General features: G+C 59.4%; 25 protein-coding genes. 20 read left to right on the top strand and 5 right to left on the bottom strand.

The window, feature by feature from the left end; genetic code table 11:
- Positions 1-70 precede the first annotated feature (70 nt).
- Together argJ and ACTJLA_RS03875 are read left to right on the top strand one after the other, a co-directional pair.
- The gene (gene argJ, locus ACTJLA_RS03880; RefSeq protein ID WP_089042400.1) at positions 71-1,288 is read left to right on the top strand and encodes a bifunctional glutamate N-acetyltransferase/amino-acid acetyltransferase ArgJ; all 1,218 of its coding nucleotides are present in this window, start codon (positions 71-73) and stop codon (positions 1,286-1,288) included.
- A 143-nt stretch (positions 1,289-1,431) separates the two neighbouring features.
- Complete coding sequence (locus ACTJLA_RS03875; RefSeq protein ID WP_047711674.1) at positions 1,432-2,376, top strand: Nudix family hydrolase; 945 nt, start codon at positions 1,432-1,434, stop codon at positions 2,374-2,376.
- 110 nt (positions 2,377-2,486) lie between these two features.
- Here the strand turns inward: ACTJLA_RS03875 and ACTJLA_RS03870 are convergent, their stop codons facing one another.
- From ACTJLA_RS03870 to ACTJLA_RS03860, 3 genes are read right to left on the bottom strand one after another with little or no spacing between them, the layout of a single operon-like run.
- Complete coding sequence (locus tag ACTJLA_RS03870; protein WP_032895497.1) at positions 2,487-3,065, bottom strand: cob(I)yrinic acid a,c-diamide adenosyltransferase; 579 nt, start codon at positions 3,063-3,065, stop codon at positions 2,487-2,489.
- Between the two features lie 2 nt (positions 3,066-3,067).
- Complete coding sequence (locus ACTJLA_RS03865) at positions 3,068-5,104, bottom strand: sensor histidine kinase (RefSeq protein ID WP_314545105.1); 2,037 nt, start codon at positions 5,102-5,104, stop codon at positions 3,068-3,070.
- Between the two features lie 46 nt (positions 5,105-5,150).
- Complete coding sequence (locus ACTJLA_RS03860; RefSeq protein WP_252949969.1) at positions 5,151-6,068, bottom strand: putative 2-dehydropantoate 2-reductase; 918 nt, start codon at positions 6,066-6,068, stop codon at positions 5,151-5,153.
- A 123-nt stretch (positions 6,069-6,191) separates the two neighbouring features.
- On the opposite strand from ACTJLA_RS03860, the gene ACTJLA_RS03855 reads away from it, so the two are divergent.
- Positions 6,192-6,677: a YajQ family cyclic di-GMP-binding protein gene (locus tag ACTJLA_RS03855; protein ID WP_003193880.1), complete on the top strand. Its 486-nt coding sequence runs from the start codon at positions 6,192-6,194 to the stop codon at positions 6,675-6,677.
- Between the two features lie 136 nt (positions 6,678-6,813).
- Positions 6,814-7,656, top strand: coding sequence for a mechanosensitive ion channel family protein (locus tag ACTJLA_RS03850; protein WP_014719720.1), 843 nt, complete (start codon positions 6,814-6,816; stop codon positions 7,654-7,656).
- Positions 7,657-7,838: 182 nt separating this feature from the next.
- Here the strand turns inward: ACTJLA_RS03850 and ACTJLA_RS03845 are convergent, their stop codons facing one another.
- Positions 7,839-9,119 carry an OprD family porin gene (locus ACTJLA_RS03845; RefSeq protein WP_034128586.1) on the bottom strand — a complete coding sequence of 427 codons (1,281 nt, stop codon included), beginning with the start codon at positions 9,117-9,119 and terminating at the stop codon, positions 7,839-7,841.
- 740 nt (positions 9,120-9,859) lie between these two features.
- Here ACTJLA_RS03845 and ACTJLA_RS03840 point away from each other — a divergent pair.
- Positions 9,860-10,285, top strand: coding sequence for an HIT domain-containing protein (locus ACTJLA_RS03840; protein WP_054898003.1), 426 nt, complete (start codon positions 9,860-9,862; stop codon positions 10,283-10,285).
- 3 nt (positions 10,286-10,288) lie between these two features.
- Positions 10,289-10,495, top strand: coding sequence for a SlyX family protein (locus tag ACTJLA_RS03835; protein ID WP_005790924.1), 207 nt, complete (start codon positions 10,289-10,291; stop codon positions 10,493-10,495).
- A gap of 72 nt (positions 10,496-10,567) precedes the next feature.
- On the opposite strand, the gene ACTJLA_RS03830 is transcribed toward ACTJLA_RS03835, so the two are convergent.
- A complete protein-coding gene (locus tag ACTJLA_RS03830) occupies positions 10,568-11,170 on the bottom strand; it encodes a cold-shock protein (protein WP_181123923.1) in 603 nt (200 codons plus the stop codon).
- Between the two features lie 427 nt (positions 11,171-11,597).
- Here ACTJLA_RS03830 and ACTJLA_RS03825 point away from each other — a divergent pair, with 427 nt between their 5' ends.
- The 14 genes from ACTJLA_RS03825 (at position 11,598) to pal (ending at position 22,986) form a co-directional block, all read left to right on the top strand.
- Positions 11,598-12,071 carry a Dps family protein gene (locus ACTJLA_RS03825; RefSeq protein ID WP_003193874.1) on the top strand — a complete coding sequence of 158 codons (474 nt, stop codon included), beginning with the start codon at positions 11,598-11,600 and terminating at the stop codon, positions 12,069-12,071.
- 180 nt (positions 12,072-12,251) lie between these two features.
- A complete protein-coding gene (locus tag ACTJLA_RS03820; RefSeq protein WP_034128584.1) occupies positions 12,252-12,605 on the top strand; it encodes a ribbon-helix-helix domain-containing protein in 354 nt (117 codons plus the stop codon).
- 162 nt (positions 12,606-12,767) lie between these two features.
- Positions 12,768-12,989: an FmdB family zinc ribbon protein gene (locus tag ACTJLA_RS03815; RefSeq protein WP_003193872.1), complete on the top strand. Its 222-nt coding sequence runs from the start codon at positions 12,768-12,770 to the stop codon at positions 12,987-12,989.
- 108 nt (positions 12,990-13,097) lie between these two features.
- Positions 13,098-14,873: an aspartate--tRNA ligase gene (aspS, locus tag ACTJLA_RS03810; protein ID WP_005790914.1), complete on the top strand. Its 1,776-nt coding sequence runs from the start codon at positions 13,098-13,100 to the stop codon at positions 14,871-14,873.
- A gap of 135 nt (positions 14,874-15,008) precedes the next feature.
- Positions 15,009-15,755, top strand: coding sequence for a YebC/PmpR family DNA-binding transcriptional regulator (locus ACTJLA_RS03805; RefSeq protein WP_034128583.1), 747 nt, complete (start codon positions 15,009-15,011; stop codon positions 15,753-15,755).
- A 171-nt stretch (positions 15,756-15,926) separates the two neighbouring features.
- A complete protein-coding gene (ruvC, locus tag ACTJLA_RS03800; RefSeq protein ID WP_019821257.1) occupies positions 15,927-16,451 on the top strand; it encodes a crossover junction endodeoxyribonuclease RuvC in 525 nt (174 codons plus the stop codon).
- 70 nt (positions 16,452-16,521) lie between these two features.
- Positions 16,522-17,133: a Holliday junction branch migration protein RuvA gene (gene ruvA, locus ACTJLA_RS03795; RefSeq protein ID WP_054898002.1), complete on the top strand. Its 612-nt coding sequence runs from the start codon at positions 16,522-16,524 to the stop codon at positions 17,131-17,133.
- Positions 17,134-18,192 (top strand): Holliday junction branch migration DNA helicase RuvB, encoded by a 1,059-nt coding sequence (ruvB, locus tag ACTJLA_RS03790; RefSeq protein WP_003193867.1) that lies wholly within the window; start codon positions 17,134-17,136, stop codon positions 18,190-18,192. It abuts the gene before it with no gap.
- A 238-nt stretch (positions 18,193-18,430) separates the two neighbouring features.
- Complete coding sequence (gene ybgC / locus ACTJLA_RS03785; RefSeq protein ID WP_014719714.1) at positions 18,431-18,886, top strand: tol-pal system-associated acyl-CoA thioesterase; 456 nt, start codon at positions 18,431-18,433, stop codon at positions 18,884-18,886.
- 1 nt (position 18,887) lies between these two features.
- The gene (tolQ, locus tag ACTJLA_RS03780) at positions 18,888-19,583 is read left to right on the top strand and encodes a protein TolQ (protein WP_003193865.1); all 696 of its coding nucleotides are present in this window, start codon (positions 18,888-18,890) and stop codon (positions 19,581-19,583) included.
- A gap of 23 nt (positions 19,584-19,606) precedes the next feature.
- Positions 19,607-20,059: a protein TolR gene (gene tolR / locus ACTJLA_RS03775; protein ID WP_161793227.1), complete on the top strand. Its 453-nt coding sequence runs from the start codon at positions 19,607-19,609 to the stop codon at positions 20,057-20,059.
- The gene (gene tolA / locus ACTJLA_RS03770) at positions 20,059-21,132 is read left to right on the top strand and encodes a cell envelope integrity protein TolA (RefSeq protein ID WP_003193863.1); all 1,074 of its coding nucleotides are present in this window, start codon (positions 20,059-20,061) and stop codon (positions 21,130-21,132) included. The genes tolR and tolA overlap by 1 nt, the downstream gene beginning before the upstream one ends.
- A 17-nt stretch (positions 21,133-21,149) precedes the next feature.
- Positions 21,150-22,430 carry a Tol-Pal system beta propeller repeat protein TolB gene (gene tolB / locus ACTJLA_RS03765; protein ID WP_032874245.1) on the top strand — a complete coding sequence of 427 codons (1,281 nt, stop codon included), beginning with the start codon at positions 21,150-21,152 and terminating at the stop codon, positions 22,428-22,430.
- A 55-nt stretch (positions 22,431-22,485) separates the two neighbouring features.
- Entirely contained in the window at positions 22,486-22,986 is a 501-nt protein-coding gene (gene pal, locus ACTJLA_RS03760; RefSeq protein WP_003193861.1) for a peptidoglycan-associated lipoprotein Pal, read from the top strand.
- Positions 22,987-22,991: the final 5 nt, after the last annotated feature.

The following is a 22,991-nucleotide window of genomic DNA, read 5'->3' as shown; positions in this document are numbered from 1 at the left end:
GCGTTTTGCCATTAATTCCCACCGTCGATAGCGACGGCACAGACATCACCTATTTTTGAGGAGCGCATTCATGGCTGTTGGTCTTGGTCCTTTGCCCACGTTGCACCCGGTTGCCGGTTTTGAACTCGGTATCGCTTCGGCGGGCATCAAGCGCCCGGGGCGCAAGGATGTGGTGGTGATGCGTTGTGCGGAAGGCTCGACCGTGGCGGGCGTGTTCACCCTCAATGCCTTCTGCGCTGCGCCGGTGATTCTGGCCAAGCAACGGGTGGCTGGGTCGATTCGCTACCTGCTGACCAATACCGGCAATGCCAACGCCGGCACCGGCGAGCCGGGCCTTGTCGCGGCGGCGCGCACCTGCGCCAAGCTGGCGCAACTGACCGGCGTGGACGCCAGCCAGGTGCTGCCTTACTCCACCGGTGTGATCGGTGAGCCGCTGCCGGTGGAAAAAATCGAAGGTGCCCTGCAAGCCGCGCTCGATGACCTGTCTGTGGATAACTGGGCGGCTGCCGCTACCGGCATCATGACCACCGATACCTTGCCAAAAGGCGCGAGCCGTCAGTTCGTGCATGAGGGCGTGACTATCACCGTCACCGGTATCAGCAAAGGCGCAGGCATGATCCGTCCGAACATGGCCACCATGCTCGGTTATATCGCCACCGACGCCAAGGTCTCCCGTGATGTGCTGCAACGCCTGATGCTGGACGGCGCCAACAAGTCGTTCAACCGCATCACCATCGACGGTGATACCTCCACCAACGACTGCTGCATGCTGATCGCCACCGGCCAGGCCAATCTGCCGGAAATCACTTCCACCGAAGGTCCATTGTTCGCGGCGTTGAAACAGGCAGTGTTTGAAGTGTGCATGGACGTGGCCCAGGCCATCGTGCGTGACGGCGAGGGCGCGACCAAGTTCGTCACGGTTGAAGTCAACGGTGGCAGCAACCATCAGGAATGCCTGGATGTGGGCTACACCGTGGCGCACTCGCCGCTGATCAAGACCGCGCTATTTGCTTCGGACCCGAACTGGGGCCGTATCCTCGCGGCTGTCGGCCGTGCTGGCGTGCCGGACCTGGACGTGAGCAAGATCGACGTGTTCCTGGGTGACGTGTGCATTGCCAGCCGTGGCGCCCGCGCCGAAACCTACACCGAAGCCCAGGGCTCGGCGGTGATGCAGCAGGAAGAAATCACCATCCGTATCGAACTGGGTCGTGGTGACTGCAGCGAAACCATCTGGACCACCGACCTGTCCCACGAGTACGTGAAGATCAACGCGGAATACCGTACCTGAAAATGACCCTCCCCCTGTAGGAGCGAGCTTGCTCGCGAAAAACTCAATGCCATCGCGGTTATCCTGGATGCACGCGTTATCGTTGACGTTCTTCGCGAGCAAGCTCGCTCCTACAAAGGGCTACGACGAGAGGAAGCAGTGGCGTGAAACGAGTGCATGTAGCAGCAGCGGTGATCCGCGGTGTCGATGGCAGGATCCTGCTGGCGCGCCGTGCCGATACTCAGCATCAAGGCGGGCTCTGGGAGTTTCCCGGCGGCAAGGTGGAGGCTGATGAGTCGGTTGCCACGGCTTTGTCCCGTGAATTGCAGGAAGAGCTGGGCATCCAGGTCACCACGGCGCGGCCGCTGATCAAGGTGCAACATGACTATCCGGACAAGCAGGTATTGCTGGATGTCTGGGAAGTCTCGGCTTTTACCGGCGAGCCCCATGGCGCTGAAGGGCAGCCGTTGGCGTGGGTGGCACCGCGGGACCTGGTCAACTATGAATTTCCGGCGGCGAATGCGCCGATTGTCGCCGCGGCACGCTTGCCCGCCGAGTACCTGATCACCCCTGGCGAGCTGGAGACCCCGACGCTGTTGCGCGGTATCCAAAAGGCTATTGCTGGTGGCATCAAGCTGGTTCAACTGCGTGCGCCCAACGGCTATGACCCCAAATACCGTGACCTGGCGGTAGATGCGGTGGGCCTGTGTGCCGGCAAGGCGCAATTGATGCTCAAGGGGCCGTTCGAGTGGCTGGGGGATTTCCCAGCTGCCGGCTGGCACATGACCTCGGCGCAGTTGCGCAAATACGCCAGTAAGGGCCGCCCACTGCCCAAAGACCGTTGGCTGGCGGCTTCGTGCCACAACGCGGAAGAGCTGGCCCTGGCAGAAATGATGGACGTGGATTTCGTCACCCTGTCGCCGGTGCAGCCGACCCAGACCCATCCGGATGCCCAGCCGTTGGGGTGGGAGCAGGCGCAGCAGTTGATCGCCGGGTTCAGCAAGCCGGTGTTTCTGTTGGGCGGGGTTGGGCCGGCGCAGCGGGAGCAGGCCTGGGAGGCTGGTGCGCAAGGTGTGGCAGGTATTCGAGCGTTCTGGCCGCAGGTGTGATGATCATTCCCACGCTCTGCGTGGGAATGCCTCCTGTGACGCTCTGCGTCATGTTTTGGACGCGGAGCGTCCCTTGATACATTCCCACGCAGAGCGTGGGAGCGATCAGGTCAGTGTGGCTTGGCCGCCGCCTGCCACAACACTTCCGCAACGCCTTGGCGCTTGGCAATCACCCTGGCCGCCACAAACAGCAAATCCGACAACCGATTGATGTACGCCAACCCCACACCCTCCAGTGGCTCCACCGCATTCAAGTGCTGACAGCGGCGCTCGGCGCTGCGCGCCAGGCTGCGGCACACATGGGCCTGGGCAATCAGGGCTGAGCCGCCGGGCAGGATGAAATTCTCAAGCGGCCCGACTTCCTCGTTCCAGCGATCAATCGCTGCTTCCAGCCGATCCACTTCCGCCGCATTCAGCGCCTTGTATACCGGCATCGCCAGTTCACCGCCCAAGTCAAACAGACGGTGCTGGCAAGGCGTGAGCACTTCAATCACGTCCTTCAACGCCGGGTGCTTGCCGCTTTGTTCTTCAAGGTTGGCCAGCAGCAGGCCCAGTTGGCTGTTCAGGGTATCCACCTCGCCAATCGCTTCCACGCGTGGATGGTCCTTGGGCACGCGGCGGCCGTCGCCGAGGCCGGTCTCGCCTTTGTCGCCGGTACGGGTGTAGATCTTCGACAGGCGAAAGCCCATGGTCAGTGCTCCAGTTGGGTAAGTTCAGTGGGGGGCAATTGGCTGCCGGCCAAAGGCAGGCGCAAGGTAAAGCAGGTGCCCTGGCCCAGGGTGGAATGCACCTCCATCTGGCCCTTGTGGTTGTTGGTGATGATGAAGTACGACACCGACAGGCCTAGCCCGGTGCCCTGGCCGATTTCCTTGGTGGTAAAGAAGGGTTCGAACGTGCGCTTGCGCACGTTTTCGCTCATGCCGATGCCGTTGTCTTCTACCTGGATTTCTGCCCACGGCGGGTTAAGACGGGTGCGCAGGATAATGCGCCCGGGTTCGCTGTCGTCTTCACGCAGATGAATGGCCTGGGCGGCGTTCTTCAACAGGTTGAGCAGCACTTGCTCCAGCTCGTTGGCGGTGCCGGGTACCGGGCCCAGTTGCGGATCGAACTGGCGGATGATCGCCTGGCCCTTGAAGTCGAAACCAATGGTCAGATCAAAGTCGTTGCCAGCGATTTCCACGGCCTGGTCGATCAGCGCCGGCAAATCGCAGGGCGCCATCTGGCGATTGCTGCGGCGGCTGAAACTGAGCATATGGGTAACGATTTTCGCGGCACGCGCCCCGGCCTGCTGAATGCCGTCGAGCAATTGCGGGACTTCGCGGCCTTGCAGGTATCGGTTGACCGTCTCCAGCTCGATACCCACCTGTTCGGCAAGTTCCAGGTTCTTGGGCAGCTCGGGAGACAGGCGCCGGCGAATGTTCTGCACGTTATGCAGGATCGCGCCCAGCGGGTTGTTGATCTCATGGGCCATACCTGCGGCCAGGCCGCCCACGGAGAGCATTTTTTCCGATTGCACCATCATTTCTTCCAGGGACAGGCGCTGGGTGATGTCGTCGATTCGGATTACCACTCCGCGCCCGGCGCCGCCCATCAACGGGTAGAACGTCAGCGCGTAATGCTTGGGCTCGTCGTCCTTGATCCAGGTGACCCGCTCAATCCGCTCCACCGTGTGTTGCTCCACGGTGGCCTTGATCTGTGGCAGGTACGGCTTGAGCGGCTGGAAGGCCAGGAAAACCGGCTGGTTCAGGGCTTCGTCCAGGCGAGTGCCGGATAGGGCGGTGGCTTCCTGGTTCCACTGGGTAACGTAGAGTTGTTCATCCAGGGCGATCAGCGCCGAGGGCATCGAGTCGATAATGCTGTTCAGGTAGTTCTGGAAGCCCGTGAGCTTTTTCTCGATCTTGCTGCGTACCTGGACTTCCAGTTCCAGCTTGCGGTTGGTATGCCGGGTTTCTTCGGCCAGGCCCTGAGCCTGGTCATACGCAGCCTGGGAGTCGTCGCGCGCGCGTTTGAGCTGCTGCTCACGGGCTTCGATGCGCGACAACATGGTGTTGAACGCTTCGGCCAGGCTGCCGATTTCATCACGGTTGCCACGCCCGGCGCGTAAAGCGTAGTTCTCCTCGCGGGTCACCTGGCGGGACAGTTCTTCAAGTTCATGAATCGGCCGTGTGATCAGGCGTTTGATCTGCCGGGCGATGACCAGCCACAACAACACACTGAAAATCAGGATGCCCAGGCTGGCGGTCAGCGTGCCGGTATAGAACGCCACCGGCAGCTCACTGCTGGCCACCAGCAACAAATGCCCCGAAGGCTCAGTGCCACGGGGCAGGGTGATGACCTGGTTGCTGCGAAATTCAGTGAGGCGCCACGCTTCGATATGCCGGTAGTGGTCCGGCAGGTGCAGGCGGTCGCCGTGCTGCATCTGCGCCAGGCGGTTGCCTTCGCCATCGTACAAAGCGGCGGCGCGCAACGGTGAATAGCTGGTCAGCTCATTGAGCAGCGCCTCTGCCTTGGTCGGAGACTCAAGGGCCTCGGCGGCAAGCGCGGGGTTGGACACCAGTCGACCAATGGACTGCAAGGCCTGGGGGGCCATGCTTTCCTGGGAGATCCAGTAGGCGGCGCTGATAAACGTCAGGTTGGCCACCAGCAATACGGTGGTCAACAACACCAGCAGGGCCGCCAGCAGTTTCTGCCCTACCGGTAGATTTTCAAGACGCTGGCGCAATGGCATCAGGGGTTTCCCAGGTGATAGACAGGTAGGCAGGGTAGCGCGTGCCTCAGTCGCTGGCCAATCCGCGTGCAAGCAGATGCGCCACCAACCGCGTGTGTAGCTGTTGCAGGTGCGGCGCTGCCAACTGATGGCGGGCCGCGGCCTGGCAAGCGTAGCCCAGCAGGTAACTGATCTCGGTGCGTCGGGCGTTGGCGACGTCCTGGTACATGGAGGAATAGTTGGCGGCGGTGGCCTGGATCACCCGCTCGACTTCGCTGTGCAAGTCCTGTGCAGCCGCAGGCTGGCCACAGCGCTCCAGCAGTTCGGCCAGTTCGGCGCAGAGCGTGGCGACCTCGCAGTGGTGGGCGCTCAAACCGCCGTTGCGGCAGTGGTACAACACGGTCAGTGGGTTGATGGCGCAATTGAGCGCGAGCTTGCGCCACAGGCGCGTCAGGATATCGGTGGCCCATTCATGGGGGATGCCTGCCGCTTGCAAATCATCCAGCCACAGCGGCGGGGTGGGATGGCTCGCGTCCCCCAGCCAGGTGTAGCCATGGCCGGCGAATACCACCCGCCAATCGCCATCGCGAAATGCGCCCTCGGTGCTGGAGGCAAAGATGCAGCGCGCCGACGGCCATTGCGCAGCCACGGCGTCCTGGCTGCCGAGGCCGTTTTGCAGCAGGATCAATTCGGCGTCCGGCGCCAGTCGATGCTGCAACTGTGCGATGGCGCTTTGAGCGTCGTAGGCTTTGCACGCGACCAGCAGGCGATGAATCGGCTCCGGGCTGCCAGGCGTTTCGCCGATGACCGGATAAGTCTGTTCCACGCCGTGCTCCACCAGGGTCAGCCCTTTGCCTGCGCGATAGCTGGCCAGGCGCGCCTGGTTACGCAGGATCAGCCTGACGGGCACCCCCGCACGTGCCAGCCGCGTGGCCCAGAGGGTGCCCAGGCTGCCGGCGCCAAGAATATGCCACGGGGTCGACATCAGTGTGTACTCCATAAGGTCGCCAGCGGTGAACGGCGCGAAAGAACCGCTATAATGCCCCGGCATTTTAGCTCGGGCGCGCTCCATCTCTACTGAGCCCGCCCCTTATATTGGAGAAATCACATGCCTTCGTTCGACGTGGTATCTGAACTGGACAAACACGAAGTCACCAACGCCGTCGAGAACGCCGTCAAGGAACTGGACCGTCGCTATGACTTGAAAGGCAAGGGCAGCTTCGAATTCAAGGAAAAGGAACTGACCGTCAACCTGACCGCTGAAGCCGATTTCCAGCTGGAAGCGATGATCGAGATCCTCAAGCTGGCCCTGGTCAAGCGCAAGATCGACGTGCAGTGCCTGGAAGTCAAGGACGCCTACGCCTCAGGCAAACTGATGAAGCAGGAAGCCGTGCTCAAGGAAGGCATCGACAAAGAGCTGGCCAAGAAGATCGTGGCGCACATCAAGGACGCCAAGCTCAAGGTCCAGGCCGCCATCCAGGGCGAGCAGGTTCGTGTCACCGGCAAGAAGCGTGACGACCTGCAAGAGGCCATTGCGGCCCTGCGCGCCAAGACATTTGACATGCCGCTGCAGTTCAATAACTTCCGCGACTGATGGCACTTTGGGGAACCTGTGGGCACTTTTGGCGTCCCACGCCCCAGCATCAGTGCCTACAATTGAGCCCTTCGGGGCTCAATTGCGTTTTCAGGCAGTCAATACAGCCTTATCGCCGCACAACAGGAGAAAGTAGATGGATTTGAACGCTGAAATGGATCACCTGATCAAGACCTCCCAGTCTTGGCTCCCCATGATCATGGAATACGGCAGCCGCGTATTGCTGGCGTTGGTCACCCTGGCCATCGGCTGGTGGCTGATCAACGTCTTGACTCACCGCGTGGGCCGTCTGCTGGCCATGCGTAACGCTGACTTGGCACTGCAACACTTCATCACCAGCCTTGCTAACATCGCGCTCAAAGTCATGCTGGTGGTCAACGTGGCCTCGATGATTGGTGTGGCCACCACCTCGTTCGTTGCGGCGATCGGTGCCGCTACCCTGGCAATCGGCCTGGCCTTGCAAGGCAGCCTGGCGAACTTTGCCGGCGGCGTGTTGATTCTGTTGTTCCGCCCGTTCCGTATCGGTGACTGGATCGAAGCCCAGGGTACCTCGGGTACCGTCGACAGCATCCAGATCTTCCACACGGTGCTGCGCACCGGCGACAACAAGACGGTGATCATTCCCAACGGCAGCCTGTCCAACGGCCTTATCACCAACACCAACCGCCAGCCGACCCGCAAGGTTGTGTTTGACGTGGGTGTGGACTATGAGGCGGACCTGCAGAAGGCCCGTGAAGTGCTGCTGGCTTTGGCTGAAGACCCGCGTGTACTGAAGGACCCTGCCGCCGTGGCGGTGGTGTCGACCTTGGGCGACAGTTCCATCACCGTCTCCCTGCGTTGCTGGACCAACACACCGGATTATTGGGACGTGATGTTTATGCTCAATGAACTGGCGCGTGACCGTTTGAAAGCGGCCGGGATTGATATTCCGTTTCCGCAACGGGTTATTCGGGTGATGCAGGAAAGTGCGCCGAAGTAACTTGGCGTGATGCTATCGAAGTTGGCCGAAAGGTCAGCTTTGAAAAACTAGTTACTTAGCTTGCTAGTTGTTTTGTTGGTTGAAATAAAACTGCAATAAAAAAGCCGCTCCCTGTTTAAACAGAGGAGCGGCTTTTTGTTTAAGGCCGAAGCCTCAAGTCATCGTTGTAATTGAACCGGCAATTACAAGATGTTCAGCGGGTAGTTGGCGATCAGACGCAGCTCGTCGATCGACGGCGAACCGTAGTACACGCCATCACCGGAACGGTAAGTTGCTTGACGCAGGCGCAGGCTCAGGTCTTTTGCCGGGCCGCTCTGGATCACGTACTTGGCTTCGATGTCGCGTTCCCACTCTTTGCCATTCGAGGTGGTGCCCGTATTGGCGCCGCTACCGGTTACATAACGGGTCATGAAGCTCAGGCCCGGAATGCCGAAGGTTGCCATGTTGATGTCATAACGCGCCTGGTAGGACTTTTCGCCTTCGGCGTTGAAGTCGGAACGGGCGATGGAGTTGGCCAGGAACACAGTGCCGCCGCCGTCTACGCCGTAACCGTAGTCGCCGTCACCGGTGACTTTCTGGGCTGCCAGGGTGAAGGTGTGAGCACCGATGGTGTACGCGCCCTGCAAGCTGAAGGCGCGGTTGTCGAGCTTGGTCACGCCATCTTTCTCTGCGCGTTGCAGGCCGGCGCCGTCGCTCTTGGTGTCGTAGATGTTGAAGTCCAGGGCGAACGACTGATCATCGCTCAGGGCGTGGGTCCAGTTCAGGTTGCTGTAGTACTTGCGGAAGTAATCTTCGGTTTTCGCGTAGTACAGGCTGCCGGTGACTTCTGGAGTGAAGGCATACACACCGCCGACGAAGTCGGTTTTGGTCAGGCCCAGGCTGTCGTGGTAGGTCTGGTTCTGCGCGACGCTGGAAGTGAAGTGACCGCCTTCAAGCTTCAGGCCCTTGATTTCGTTGCTGGTGATGGAGATACCTTGCGGCAGCTCTGGCAGCAGGCGGCTGTCGTCGGAGGCAAACACTGGGGCTGTGGTGTATTGGTCACCGACTTTCAGCACAGTGTTGGAGATGCGGAACTTCACCGCGCCGCCGCCTTTGGAATAGTCATCTTGCGAGCGACCGTCGGAACCGGTTGGGAACAGGCCGGTGCCGGCGCGACCCTTGCCGCTGTCGAGCTTGACGCCCATCAGGCCGATCACGTCGACACCGACACCAATGGTGCCTTGGGTGAAGCCCGATTCGTACAGGGCATTGAAGCCCAGGCCGGTTTCTTCAGCACGGCTCTTGGAGCCTGGGCCCGACGGGTTGTTACGGAAGTCACGGCTGAAGTACAGCGCGCGAGTATTGATGCTGAACGTACTGTCTTCAACAAAGCCCTTGGAATCGTCCTGGGCGGACGCCATTGCGAACTGCGAGGTGCCTGCTGAAACAGCCAGGGCGATCATGCTCCACTTCATCACGCGCATCGTGATTTGCTCCTTTGGTTTTAGGAAGAGTACTGCCGTCCCACCTGTATTTTTATCTGGGCGGCTCTTTCTTTTTGTGTCGGCGCAAAGTTATCTCACGCAGACCCTATTGACGATACTTACTCAATTATCCTTTCAGCTTCTTTACGAGGCTGTCGTAAATCGCTAGATCCATGTCGCAAATTCACAGCCTGAAATGTATCCAGGCTGACAACTTCAATGCTGTTTTCAGACTTCTTTCAAAGTTTGAACGCATCCCTGATACACATTGAAACGCCACTATTTTTATCGCGAAACACCTGTGTCCAAACGGGTGTCGTTGCCGACGATATGGGGGTGAATGCAACAAGCGTGCTCAAACCACTTACCGAATGTCATTTTTTCGTGAAAAGTGTGATGAACCTGTAAAAACCGCATAAGCACGGGGGTTTTACGCCATTTCGGTTGGGCTTGACGCCAGGGTGTTACCCCGGTTCGGTGGTACCTGAATCCTGTACCTGGGTAAAACGTTACCGGTTGACCCTTATCAGTGGGTAATCGGCGGATCCCTTTGAGGCACAGGTGGGTTATTTTGGTGCATCCCGTTGAGGCCCGGCCTAGCGTTGCTCACCTGGGCTGTTGCCTCTAAAGGGTGCATCTTTTTGCCTGGTTGCCTCAAGGCCGCCAGCATTGCCCGTGAAGCCTTGGGCATTCGAAGGTATGCTGGGCACCTGTTACCGACCTGCCGAACGGAGTGCCACGTGTTCGCCTTAGATCAACGCCTGCAACAAGATACCTTGGCCATTGGGGACTTCCCGCTCTGTCGCCTGCTGCTGTCCAATGACGCCAATTACCCCTGGTTCATCCTGGTGCCGCGCATCGAAGGTATCAGCGAAGTGTTTCAACTGGATGTCGCAGATCAACAAACCTTGTGGCAAGAAACGACGGCCCTGGCGCAGCTGCTTAACGACGGGCTGGCGGCCGACAAGATGAACATCGGCGCGCTGGGTAACGTGGTCAGCCAGTTGCATGTGCATGTGATTGTGCGCAAGCGCGACGACGCCGCCTGGCCAGCCCCGGTGTGGGGCAAGCACCCGGCCCGGCCCTACACCGAAGAGCAGGTGGCCGCGACTCGCAGCCGATTGCGAGAGCTATTGCCTGCCGACTTCATCTTTACCCAGGACTGAACCATGGACCTGCAAGAACGCGTCACCGACCTGGAAAGCCGCCTGGCCTTCCAGGACGACACCATTGAGACCCTCAACGACATCCTGGTCACCCAGCAGCGGGCCGTCGAACGTCTGCAATTGCAAATGACTGCATTGCTCAAGCGCCAGGAAGAAATGGGCGGGCAGTTCGAGTCATCCGAAGAGGAAGCGCCGCCGCCACACTATTGAGTGCGCAAGCAATAAAAAAACCGCGACCCAGCCAAGGCTGGATCGCGGTTTTTTTTGCTGCGAGGGCTGGGATCAGCGACGCGGCAGGGCAGCGATGACATCTTCGGCTTGCAGGCCCTTGTCACGGTTCATCACCGAGAACTCTACGCGCTGGCCTTCGACCAGGACGCGATGGCCTTCGCCACGAATGGCTCGGAAGTGGACGAAGATATCGTCGCCCGAGTCGCGGGAAATGAAGCCGAAGCCCTTGGAGGTGTTGAACCACTTGACGGTCCCGGTATCCCGGTTGGTCATGTCATAGTTTTGCGACGCGGCCGCTGGAGACGAGCGGTAGAAGCTGATGGCCAGGTGAAGAACGATGGCGACCACAGCGATCACCAGGCTGAGCAGGATGGCCGGATGGCCCCCGACTTCAGGCATGGGCGCCAGGAGGGTGAGGGTTTGTACGACAACAGTCAGCACCAGCAGCGCACTGACCAGGTTTTGCAGTTGATGACGCGTGCCTTTGTTCCAGTAAGGGACTACCGGTGCGAGCGTCAGGTTAAGAAGGCCGAACAAGGCCAGGTACAGGGCGTCGTGTTGTTCCAGGTAGGGCAGGCTTTCAGGCTGCAGGCTCGGAATAAAGGACAGCAGCAAGGCTGCGACGCCCGTTAGCAGGTGGACGATTTTCAACATTTTGGTTAACTCACGTTAAGACGGATCACAAGGAAGAGCTGACTGGCACGGTTCGCTTCTGAACAATGGGAGGCGTTGAGCACGTGCGCGGGTATCAGCCTATGTGACGTGCCGCAGGAATAAACGGCAGCCACACCGCGTCTATTTAACAGCAAAGGCTGTGCCTACTCAAATCAAGCATTTCGGGGTGTTGCCACGGCCACGGCATTTCTGCGTCAAACGCTTGTCCTAGACAGGTGCGGGATTTTTTCAGTGGTGGCCTAGACCCTTCCTACAGGTAAATAGGCTTGCCAAGTCAGATCCCGCAGTCGGTGCGGGGCGATTTGCCGCATGCAGCCCGAGTGTGTCGGGCTGCACGTGGCGCACTCTCTTGCTAGAGTGGAACTGCACCTGATCAATGAATGCTCGTCAATTGAAGGGGAAACACATGGCAATCGATATTGGTATCAGTGAAGAAGACCGTAAATCCATCGTCGACGGACTTTCCCGCCTGCTCTCCGATACCTATGTTCTGTATCTGAAGACCCACAATTTCCATTGGAACGTCACAGGCCCCATGTTTCGTACGCTGCATCTGATGTTCGAAGAGCAGTACAACGAGCTTGCGCTGGCAGTGGACTCCATCGCCGAGCGTATCCGTGCCCTGGGCTTCCCGGCGCCGGGTGCCTATTCAATTTACGCCCGCCTGTCTTCCATCAAGGAAGAAGAGGGGGTGCCGAGCGCCGAAGAGATGATCAAGCAGTTGGTGGCCGGCCAGGAAGCAGTCACGCGTACCGCGCGAGGCATCTTCCCATTGCTCGACAAAGTCAGTGATGAACCGACGGCGGACCTCTTGACCCAGCGTATGCAGGTTCATGAGAAAACCGCGTGGATGCTGCGCTCCCTGCTTGAAAACCAGTAACTGTCGAACCCAGGCGGCGCCTTTTCGGCGCCGCCTGCTGGTTTCCCTGCGCTTCCTGGCGTTGTCCTACAACTAACAACTCCCCGTCTTCTGGCTGCTCTGCGCTGGCTGCTGTTTTATAGGCCATCGTCCAATGGGAGAAGCCCATTGGCTGCTGTTTGGCAATGGAGTGTCAGGTGTATGTCACGTGGAGTGGGTAAGGGAATGATGGAAGCCTGTGGTTTTCACAAGATAAAGGTCGACCCTTTTACCAAGGGTTTTGATATGGGGCTGGCCAAGCCACTGTCCCGTTCGGTCAGGCTCAATGGGTTTTCTACCTGCCTGCGGCTTGAACAGATCTATTGGAATATCCTGACGGAAATCGCCAGGCTCAATACCTGTTCGGTCAGTGCGCTGTTGTCCTATGTCGATCGGGAAGTGCATTTGCGTTACGGAGGCGTGAAGAACTTCAGTGGGCTGGTGAGGGTGGTGTGCGTGGTTCACGTCCTCAAAGGTCGGGGCGCCCTCACGTCCGGGGATACGCTCGCGCAGTAGTCCGATGGCCGGGCCTTCAGCCCGACGGGCCGGGTCCTGGGCACAAAGCCGGCTGCGCTGTATTGATTTACCAGATATAATCCCGCGCTTTGCTGCGCATGCCGGGCTTTATGCACAGGGCAGGGCGTGGCGCTGTAACGATCTGATCGCCGAGACATCTCCATGCCCATGTACGACTATCAATGCGCTTCCTGTGGTCATCAGTTGGAAGCCATTCAGAAGATCAGCGCCGCGCCGCTGGTCGATTGCCCTGCCTGCCAGGCACCTGAGTTGAAGAAGATGTTGTCCATGCCGGGCTTCCGCCTGAGCGGCAGCGGCTGGTACGAGACTGATTTCAAGACCGGTGCCAAGAAGAACCTGGCCGGCGGCGACAAAGCAGACTGAGTTGAACTCTACGCGCAGGCTCCTGCATTATCCGTCCCCTGCTTTAATGTGCGGTGACGAGGCGGGCCTGCCACCGAATTTCGAATTACGAGAAGTGAAACCACGACCATGATGCGCAGCCACTATTGCGGCCAACTGAACGAGACCCTGGAAGGTCAGGAAATCACCCTTTGCGGATGGGTTCACCGTCGCCGCGACCACGGCGGGGTAATCTTCCTCGATATCCGTGACCGTGATGGTCTGGCCCAGGTAGTGTTCGACCCGGACCGCGCCGAAAGCTTCGCCGCCGCCGACCGCGTGCGCAGCGAATACGTCGTGAAGATCACCGGCAAGGTACGCCTGCGTCCGGCCGGTGCCGTGAACAAGAACATGGCGTCCGGCGGCATCGAAGTGCTGGGCTATGAGCTGGAAGTGCTGAACGAGTCGGAAACCCCGCCGTTCCCACTCAATGAATACTCCGACGTGGGCGAAGAAACCCGCCTGCGCTACCGCTTCCTGGACTTGCGTCGTCCGGAAATGGCCGAGAAGCTGCGCCTGCGCTCGCGCATGACCACCAGCATCCGCCGCTTCCTGGATGAAAACGGCTTCCTCGACGTCGAAACCCCGATCCTCACCCGGGCCACCCCGGAAGGCGCGCGCGACTACCTGGTACCGAGCCGTACCCATGCCGGCAGCTTCTTCGCCTTGCCGCAATCGCCGCAGCTGTTCAAGCAACTGCTGATGGTGGCTGGTTTCGACCGCTACTACCAGATCGCCAAGTGCTTCCGTGACGAAGACCTGCGTGCCGATCGCCAGCCGGAATTCACCCAGATCGACATCGAGACCAGCTTCCTCGATGAAAAAGAGATCATGGGCCTGACCGAGCAGATGATCCGCAACCTGTTCAAGGAAGTCCTGGACCTGGAGTTCGGCGAATTCCCGCACATGACCTTCGAAGAAGCCATGCGCCGCTACGGTTCCGACAAGCCAGACCTGCGTAACCCGCTGGAGCTGGTGGACGTGGCCGACCAGCTCAAGGACGTCGACTTCAAGGTGTTCAGCGGCCCGGCCAACGATCCTAAATGCCGCATCGCCGCCCTGCGTGTGCCTGGCGGCGCGAGCATGCCGCGCAAGCAGATCGACGACTACACCAAGTTCGTCGGCATCTACGGTGCCAAGGGCCTGGCGTACATCAAGGTCAACGAGCGCGCCAACGGTGTCGACGGCCTGCAATCGCCGATCGTGAAAAACATCCCTGAAGCCAACCTGAACACGATCCTCGATCGCGTCGGTGCGGTTGACGGCGACATCGTGTTCTTCGGTGCCGACAAGGCCAAGATCGTCAGCGAGGCCCTGGGCGCGCTGCGTATCAAGCTCGGTCACGACCTGAACCTGCTGACCTGCGAATGGGCGCCGATGTGGGTTGTGGACTTCCCGATGTTCGAAGAGAACGACGACGGCAGCTTCAGCGCCTTGCACCACCCGTTCACCGCACCGAAGTGCTCCCCGCAAGAGCTGGAAGCCAACCCTGCAGGCGCGCTGTCCCGTGCCTACGACATGGTGTTGAACGGTACTGAACTGGGTGGCGGTTCGATCCGTATCCACCGCAAAGAGATGCAACAAGCGGTCTTCCGCCTGCTGGGCATCAACGAAGCGGAACAGGAAGAGAAATTCGGCTTCCTGCTCGACGCCCTGAAATACGGTGCGCCGCCGCACGGTGGCCTGGCGTTCGGCCTGGACCGTCTGGTGATGCTGATGACCGGCGCCCAGTCGATCCGTGAAGTGATCGCCTTCCCGAAAACCCAGAGCGCTGCGGACGTCATGACCCAGGCTCCGGGTGTGGTTGATGCCAAGGCACTGCGCGAGCTGCACATCCGCCTGCGCGAGACGCCGAAGGCTGAGTAAGGCTGCAGCGTGAAAGCGCGATAAGGTTGTACGCAGTCAAAAAGGCGCATCTTCGGATGCGCCTTTGCGTTTAAAAGAGGGAAATCTCGCCTGGGGCGGGATTGATAAGGTTTCTAGAGAATTCGGAGTTGTGTTATGGCTGGCCATTCCAAGTGGGCGAACATCAAGCACCGCAAAGAGCGTCAGGATGCCAAGAAAGGCAAGATCTTCACCAAGTGGATTCGCGAACTGACCGTCGCTGCCCGTCAGGGTGGCGGTGACCCGGGCTCCAACCCGCGTCTGCGCCTGGCGCTGGACAAGGCGCTGGGCGCCAACATGAGCCGCGACATCATCGACCGCGCCGTGGCCCGTGGTGCTGGTGCGGCCGACACCGACGATATGGTCGAGCTGACCTATGAAGGCTACGGCCCGGGCGGTGTGGCGGTGATGGTCGAATGCATGACCGACAACCGCAACCGTACCGCGGCAGCCGTGCGCCATGCGTTCAGCAAGTGTGGCGGCAACCTTGGCACGGACGGCTCGGTGGCCTACCTGTTCGAGCGCAAGGGGCAGATCACCTTCGCACCGGGCACTGATGAAGACGCGCTGATGGAAGCCGCGATGGAAGCGGATGCCGATGACGTGGTCACCAACGAAGACGGCTCCATCGATGTGTTCACCTCGTTCGCCAGCTTCTACGCCGTGCGTAATGCCCTGGAAGCCGCTGGTTTCAGCGGCACCGACGCGGAGATCGTGATGCTGCCGACCACCAGTGCCGAACTGGACCTGGACGGTGCCCAGAAGGTGCTGAAGCTGCTGGACATGCTTGAAGATCTGGATGACGTGCAGAATGTGTATTCGAATGCCGACATCCCTGAGTCTGTGGCCGAACAGCTCGCTTAAGAACGATGAATATCCGCTGTGGGAGCTGGCTTGCCTGCGATAGCATCACCTCGATTTGACAGAAGCACCGAGGTGCCCGCATTGCAGGCAAGCCAGCTCCCACAGGGCTTCTATGCTGTTACACAAATGTGTGCCTGGCACATACCGTTGTAAATCCAACCCGCAGGCGTTATGACTTTAATCCTAGGTATCGACCCCGGTTCGCGCATCACCGGTTTTGGCGTGGTGCAGCAGACCCCACGCGGCTGTGTGTACGTCGCCTCGGGCTGCATCCGCACTGGCGCAGGGGAATTGGCCGAGCGGCTGCAGATCGTCTATCGCGGCGTACGTGAAGTCATCCAGACCTACGGCCCGGTCACCATGGGCATAGAGAAAGTCTTCATGGCCAAGAATGCCGACTCGGCGTTGAAGCTCGGGCAGGCCCGGGGCGCTGCCATCGTGGCAGGTGCCGAGGAGGGCATGGAGATCGCTGAATACACCGCGACCCAGGTCAAGCAGGCCGTGGTCGGCACCGGTGGCGCCAACAAGGAGCAGGTGCAAATGATGGTCATGCACATGCTCAAGCTCACTTCAAAGCCGCAGATCGACGCCTCGGATGCCCTGGCCATCGCCATTTGCCATGCCCATACCCGCTCCAGCCTGTTGCCTCACGGCTTGGGCGCAGCACGTAGTCGTGGCGGGCGGCTGCGTCTCTGATAGCATCAGCGCAATCGTTATTTTTGCGGTCAGGCTCCGATCTGACCCCCAAGCTTTAAGGATCTGAACCGTGATTGGACGCTTGCGCGGCACCCTGGCTGAGAAACAGCCGCCGCACCTGATTCTGGATGTGAATGGGTTGGGTTATGAGCTGGAAGTGCCCATGACCACCCTGTATCGCCTGCCGTCGGTCGGCGAGCCGATAACCTTGCACACTCATTTAGTGGTGCGCGAAGACGCGCAACTACTCTATGGTTTCATCGGCAAGCGTGACCGCGATTTCTTCCGCGAGCTGATTCGTCTCAATGGCGTGGGGCCCAAATTGGCCCTGGCCTTGATGTCGAGCCTGGAAGTGGATGAATTGGTCCGGGCTGTATCGGCCCAGGATACCTCGGCCCTGACCAAGGTGCCGGGGGTGGGCAAGAAGACCGCCGAGCGCTTGTTGGTCGAGCTCAAGGACCGCTTCAAAGCCTGGGAGGTGGTGCCGAGCATGTTCGCCCTGGTACCGAACCAGCCGGATATGCCGGCGGCCCAGGTCGCCAACGCCGAGAGCGATGCCGTCAATGCGCTGATCTCCCTGGGCTACAAGCCTCAGGAAGCCAGCAAGGCCGTATCGGCCATCAAGGACAAGAACCTGAGCGCTGAAGACATGATTCGCCGTGCCCTGAAGGGAATGATTTAAGTGATTGAAGCCGATCGTCTGATCGCGGCCACCGGCCCGCGTGACCGTGAAGAAGTCCAGGACCGGGCCATCCGCCCGTTGAGCCTGGCCGAATACATCGGCCAGCCCACCGTGCGCGAGCAGATGGAGCTGTTTATCCAGGCCGCTCGCGGGCGCAGTGAGTCCCTGGACCACACCCTGATCTTCGGCCCGCCGGGTTTGGGCAAGACCACTCTGGCCAATATCATCGCCCAGGAAATGGGCGTGTCGATCAAGTCCACCTCCGGCCCGGTGCTTGAGCGTCCTGGCGACTTGGCCGCGTTGCTGACCAATCTTGAACCCCATGACGTGCTGTTTATCGACGAAATCCATCGCTTGTCGCCGATTGTCGAAGAAGTGCTGTACCCAGCCATGGAAGACTTCCAGCTCGACATCATGATCGGCGAAGGCCCGGCGGCCCGTTCGATCAAACTCGACCTGCCGCCCTTTACCCTGGTGGGCGCGACCACCCGCGCGGGCATGTTGACCAACCCGCTGCGAGACCGTTTCGGCATTGTTCAACGTCTAGAGTTCTATAGCACCGCCGATCTGGCGACCATTGTCAGCCGGTCGGCGAGTATCCTCGGCTTGCCCCTGGACCCGGAAGGCGCCTTTGAAATCGCTCGACGCGCTCGCGGTACGCCACGAATTGCCAACCGTTTGCTGCGCCGCGTGCGAGACTTTGCCGAGGTGCGTGCCAAGGGCCACATCACCAAGGCCGTGGCGGACCTGGCCTTGAACCTGCTGGATGTGGACGAACATGGTTTTGATCACCAAGATCGACGCCTACTTTTGACCATGATCGAGAAATTCGACGGTGGCCCGGTCGGCGTGGACAGCCTGGCCGCAGCCATCAGTGAGGAGCGCCATACCATTGAGGATGTTCTGGAACCGTACCTGATTCAGCAGGGCTACATCATGCGAACCCCGCGGGGCAGGGTGGTGACGCGTCATGCCTATTTGCACTTCGGGCTAAACATTCCGTCACGATTGGGAGAGATGCCCGTGGTAGACGAATTCCTCGATGCAGTGGACGATTAAAAAATTGCAGGAGCGAGCTTGCTCGCGAAAAACGCCAACGATAACGCGGTATGTCTGGTTATACGCGGCGTGCTCAGGTTCTTCGCGAGCAAGCTCGCTCCTACAGGGTATTTGTCATGTGGGGTGATTTATCTGAGCTTTGTGCTGTCCCAGTGTCTGGCGTCGTCATTTGAAAGCGTTCAGGAATGAAAAAACAGTTGCCCAGCCAATTGGCAACCTGAGGAGTAAGCACTAGAGTATGCGCGCGCAAAACGGGGATCAGTCGTTCGCACATCGCTGTCGCGTTTATTACGAGGACACCGATGCCGGCGGCATCGTTTATTACGTCAATTACCTGAAATTCATGGAACGGGCTCGAACCGAGCGGCTGCGGGAGTTGGGTTTTGCCCAGTCCGAGCTGGTAGGCGAGGACCTGTTATTCGTCGTGCATTCCAGCGAGGCGCGGTATTACGCGCCGGCGCGACTGGACGATGAGTTGCTGGTCAGTGCTGAAGTCATCGAATTGAACCGTGCCAGCCTGCGTTTCAAACAGCAGGTCAGGCGGGCCACGGATGCAACGCTGCTCTGTGAGGGGCAGTTCCTGGTGGCGTGTGTGCGCACCAACAGCTTGAAACCTCGGGCCATTCCCGAAACTCTACGCGCGGCCTTTGCCGCCGTGAGCGGCGCGGGTCAACAATCAAAGCAGGAGATTTAGCGTGGAACCTACCGTCGTCGACCATTCCTCCATGTGGAGCCTGGTCAGCAATGCCAGTGTCGTGGTTCAACTGGTCATGCTGACCCTGGTAGCCGCATCGGTTACCTCTTGGGTCATGATTTTTCAGCGCAGCAACATGTTGCGCGCCGGTCGACGTGCCCTGGAGAGCTTTGAAGAGCGCTTCTGGTCGGGTATCGACCTGTCCAAACTGTACCGCCAGGCAGGCAGCAACCCGGATCCGGATTCGGGCGTCGAGCAGATCTTCCGTGCTGGCTTCAAGGAGTTCTCGCGCCTGCGCCAGCAGCCAGGTGTCGATCCTGAAGCGGTGATGGAAGGTGTGGCCCGTGCCATGCGCGTGGCCATCTCCCGCGAAGAAGAGAAACTCGAGCAGGGCCTGCCGTTCCTTGCCACCGTCGGTTCCGTCAGCCCGTACATCGGCCTGTTCGGTACCGTATGGGGCATCATGAACTCCTTCCGTGGCCTGGCCCAGGCGCAGCAAGCCACACTGGCCACCGTGGCCCCGGGTATTGCCGAAGCCCTGATCGCCACCGCGATCGGCCTGTTCGCCGCTATCCCCGCAGTAATCGCCTACAACCGTTTTGCCGCAACCAGCGAAACCTTGATCGGCCGTTACTACACCTTCGCCGATGAATTCCAGGCGATCCTGCACCGTAAAGTGCACACCAGCGAAGAATAAGCAGGTAATTCCCAATGGCTTTAATCGCTCGAGCTCGCAAAAAGCGCAAGCCGGTCGCCGAGATGAACGTAGTGCCCTACATCGACGTGATGCTGGTGCTGCTGGTGATCTTCATGGTGACCGCGCCGATGCTCAACCAGGGCGTGAAAGTTGATCTGCCCAAGGTTTCCAGTGAAGCCTTGCCGCAGGACAACAACACTCAGGTCCTGACCATTTCGATCAAGGCTGACAAGACCTATTACTGGAACCTTGGCAGCGAAGTCGATACGCAAAAGCAGCAGGACAAGGCCCTGACCTTGCCTGCAATGACCGATGCGGTGACCAAGATCATTCGCTCCGGCAACGAAGGCGGCAAGCACACCCAGGTGTTTATCCGGGGTGACAAATCGGTCGACTACGGCTCCGTCATGGGCGCCATGGGCGGGCTGCAGAAGGCCGGCGTCGGTAACGTTGGCTTGATTACCGAGGCGCCCTGATGCAGCAACAGCGAGAGCCGTCCGCCTCGGAAAGCTACTTCTGGCCTGGCGTGTGGGCAATTGCCCTGCACGTCCTGGTGTTCGGCATGCTGTTCGTCAGCTTTGCCATGACCCCGGACCTGCCGCCAGCCAAGCCGATCGTGCAGGCGACCCTGTATCAGCTGAAATCGAAAAGTCAGGCCACCACCCAGACCAATCAGAAGATTGCGGGTGAGGCCCAGAAGTCGGCCGCGCGCCAGACTGAAGTCGAGCAGATGGAACAGAAGAAGGTCGAGCAGGAAGCGGTGAAGGCTGCTGCGGAACAAAAGAAAGAAGAGGCGGCTCAAAAGGCCGAGGAATCGAAAAAGGCTGACGAAGCCAAGAAGGCCGACGAGGCTAAAAAGGCTGATGAAGCCAAGAAAGCCGAGAAAGCTGCCGAAGCGAAAAAGGCCGAAGAGAAACAATTGGCTGATATAGCCAAGAAGAAATCGGAAGAAGAAGCCAAGAAGGCTGCCGAAGAAGAGGCCAAGAAAAAGGCCGCTGAAGAAGCCAAGAAAAAGATAGTCGAAGACGCGAAAAAGAAAGCCGCCGAAGACGCCAAGAAAAAAGCTGAAGCAGACGAGGCGAAGAAGAAAGTCGCCGACGAAGCGAAGAAGAAAGCTGCCGCCGACGCCTCCAAGAAAAAGGCCCAGGAAGCAGCACGCAAATCCGCCGAAGAGAAAAAGGCCCAGGCCCTGGCAGATTTGCTTTCCGACACGCCGCAGCGTCAGCAAGCCTTGGCCGATGAGCGTGGCGATGAAGTCGCGGGCAGTTTCGACGACCTGATTCGGGCGCGGGCAGCGGAAGGTTGGACACGTCCACCTTCGGCACGTAAAGGCATGACAGTAGTGCTGCAGATCGGCATGTTGCCGGACGGTACGGTGACTTCGGTCAGCGTGGCCAAGTCCAGTGGTGACGGTTCGTTCGACAGTTCGGCGGTTGCCGCGGTCAAGAATATTGGCCGGTTGACCGAGATGCAGGGAATGAAACCAAGTGACTTCGCTCCCTATCGTTCATTCAAGATGACATTCACACCTGAGGATCTAGCCTTGTGAGAAACCTTCTTCGAGGAATGCTTGTCGTTATTTGCTGTATGGCAGGGATAGCGGCGGCGGATGAAAAGAACATCCTGGTAACCAGCGGCAGTGATCGGGCCACCCCGATTGCAGTCGTGCCGTTCGGTTGGCAGGGCGGCAGCGTGCTGCCGGACGACATGGCCCAGATCGTCAGCGACGACCTGCGTAACTCCGGTTACTACGCGCCGATTCCAAAAGGCAACATGATCAGCCAGCCAACCCAGGCCAGCGAAGTCATCTTCCGTGACTGGAAGGCGGTGGGTGCCCAGTACCTGATGGTCGGCAGCATCACGCCGGCCGGCGGTCGCCTGCAGATCCAGTACACGTTGTTCAACGTGGCCACCGAGCAGCAGGTCTTGACCGGCAGCGTATCGGGTACCGCCGAACAACTGCGCGACATGGCTCACTACATCTCGGACCAGTCGTTTGAAAAACTCACCGGTATCAAGGGGGCGTTCTCGACGCGCCTGCTGTATGTCACGGCTGAGCGTTTCTCTGTAGACAATACCCGCTACACCCTGCAGCGTTCGGACTACGACGGTGCTCGTGCAGTGACCTTGCTGCAGTCCCGTGAGCCAATCCTGTCGCCGCGCTTCGCGCCGGACGGCAAGCGTATTGCCTACGTATCGTTCGAACAGCGTCGCCCGCGTATCTTTGTGCAGCACATCGATACTGGCCGTCGTGAGCAGATCACCAACTTCGAAGGCCTCAACGGTGCGCCAGCCTGGTCGCCGGACGGTTCGCGCCTGGCTTTCGTGCTGTCCAAGGACGGCAACCCGGATATCTACGTGATGAACATGGCCTCGCGTCAACTCTCGCGTGTGACCAGCGGCCCGGGCATCAACACCGAACCGTTCTGGGGCAAGGATGGCTCGACCATCTACTTCACCTCCGACCGTGGCGGCAAGCCTCAGGTCTACAAGGCAAATGTGAACGGCGGCGGTGCGGAACGTGTGACCTTTATTGGTAACTACAACGCCAACCCCAAGCTTTCGGCCGATGAAAAGACGTTGGTGATGATTCACCGTCAGGATGGTTTCACTAATTTCCGGGTTGCGGCCCAGGATTTGCAGCGCGGAACCGTAAAAATCCTTACAGATACCAACCTTGATGAGTCAGCCACTGTTGCGCCCAACGGCACCATGGTAATCTACGCCACCCGCCAGCAGGGCCGGGGAGTCTTGATGCTCGTGTCCATCAACGGACGCGTAAGGCTCCCACTTCCTACCGCACAAGGCGAAGTCAGAGAACCATCCTGGTCCCCTTACCTGAACTGACGCGGCGCTACAAAAAGAAGTACTTAACACACTGGGGTTCATTAGGAGTTTCACGATGGAAATGCTGAAGTTTGGTAAGTTTGCTGCTCTGGCTCTGGCTCTGTCCGTAGCCGTTGGTTGCTCCTCTAAAGGCGGCGACAATGCCGGTGAAGGCGCAGCTGTTGATCCAAACGCTGGTTACGGCGCCAACACTGGTGCGGTCGACGGCTCCCTGAGCGAAGAAGCTGCTCTGCGCGCTATCACCACTTTCTACTTCGAATACGACAGTTCGGACCTGAAGCCAGAAGCCATGCGCGCTCTGGACGTTCACGCCAAGGACCTGAAAGCTAACGGCGCTCGCGTTGTTCTGGAAGGTAACACTGACGCCCGTGGTACTCGTGAGTACAACATGGCACTGGGCGAGCGTCGTGCGAAAGCCGTTCAGCGCTACCTGGTACTGCAAGGTGTTGCTCCAGGCCAACTGGAACTGGTTTCCTACGGTAAAGAGCGTCCAGTTGCAACTGGCAACGACGAACAGTCGTGGGCTCAGAACCGTCGCGTCGAACTGCGTAAGTAATTCGT

The sequence above is a fragment of the Pseudomonas sp. 22072 genome (assembly GCF_052046095.1).
Taxonomy (GTDB): Bacteria; Pseudomonadota; Gammaproteobacteria; order Pseudomonadales; family Pseudomonadaceae; genus Aquipseudomonas; species Aquipseudomonas paracarnis.
This window is presented reverse-complemented; position numbering and strand designations above follow the sequence as displayed.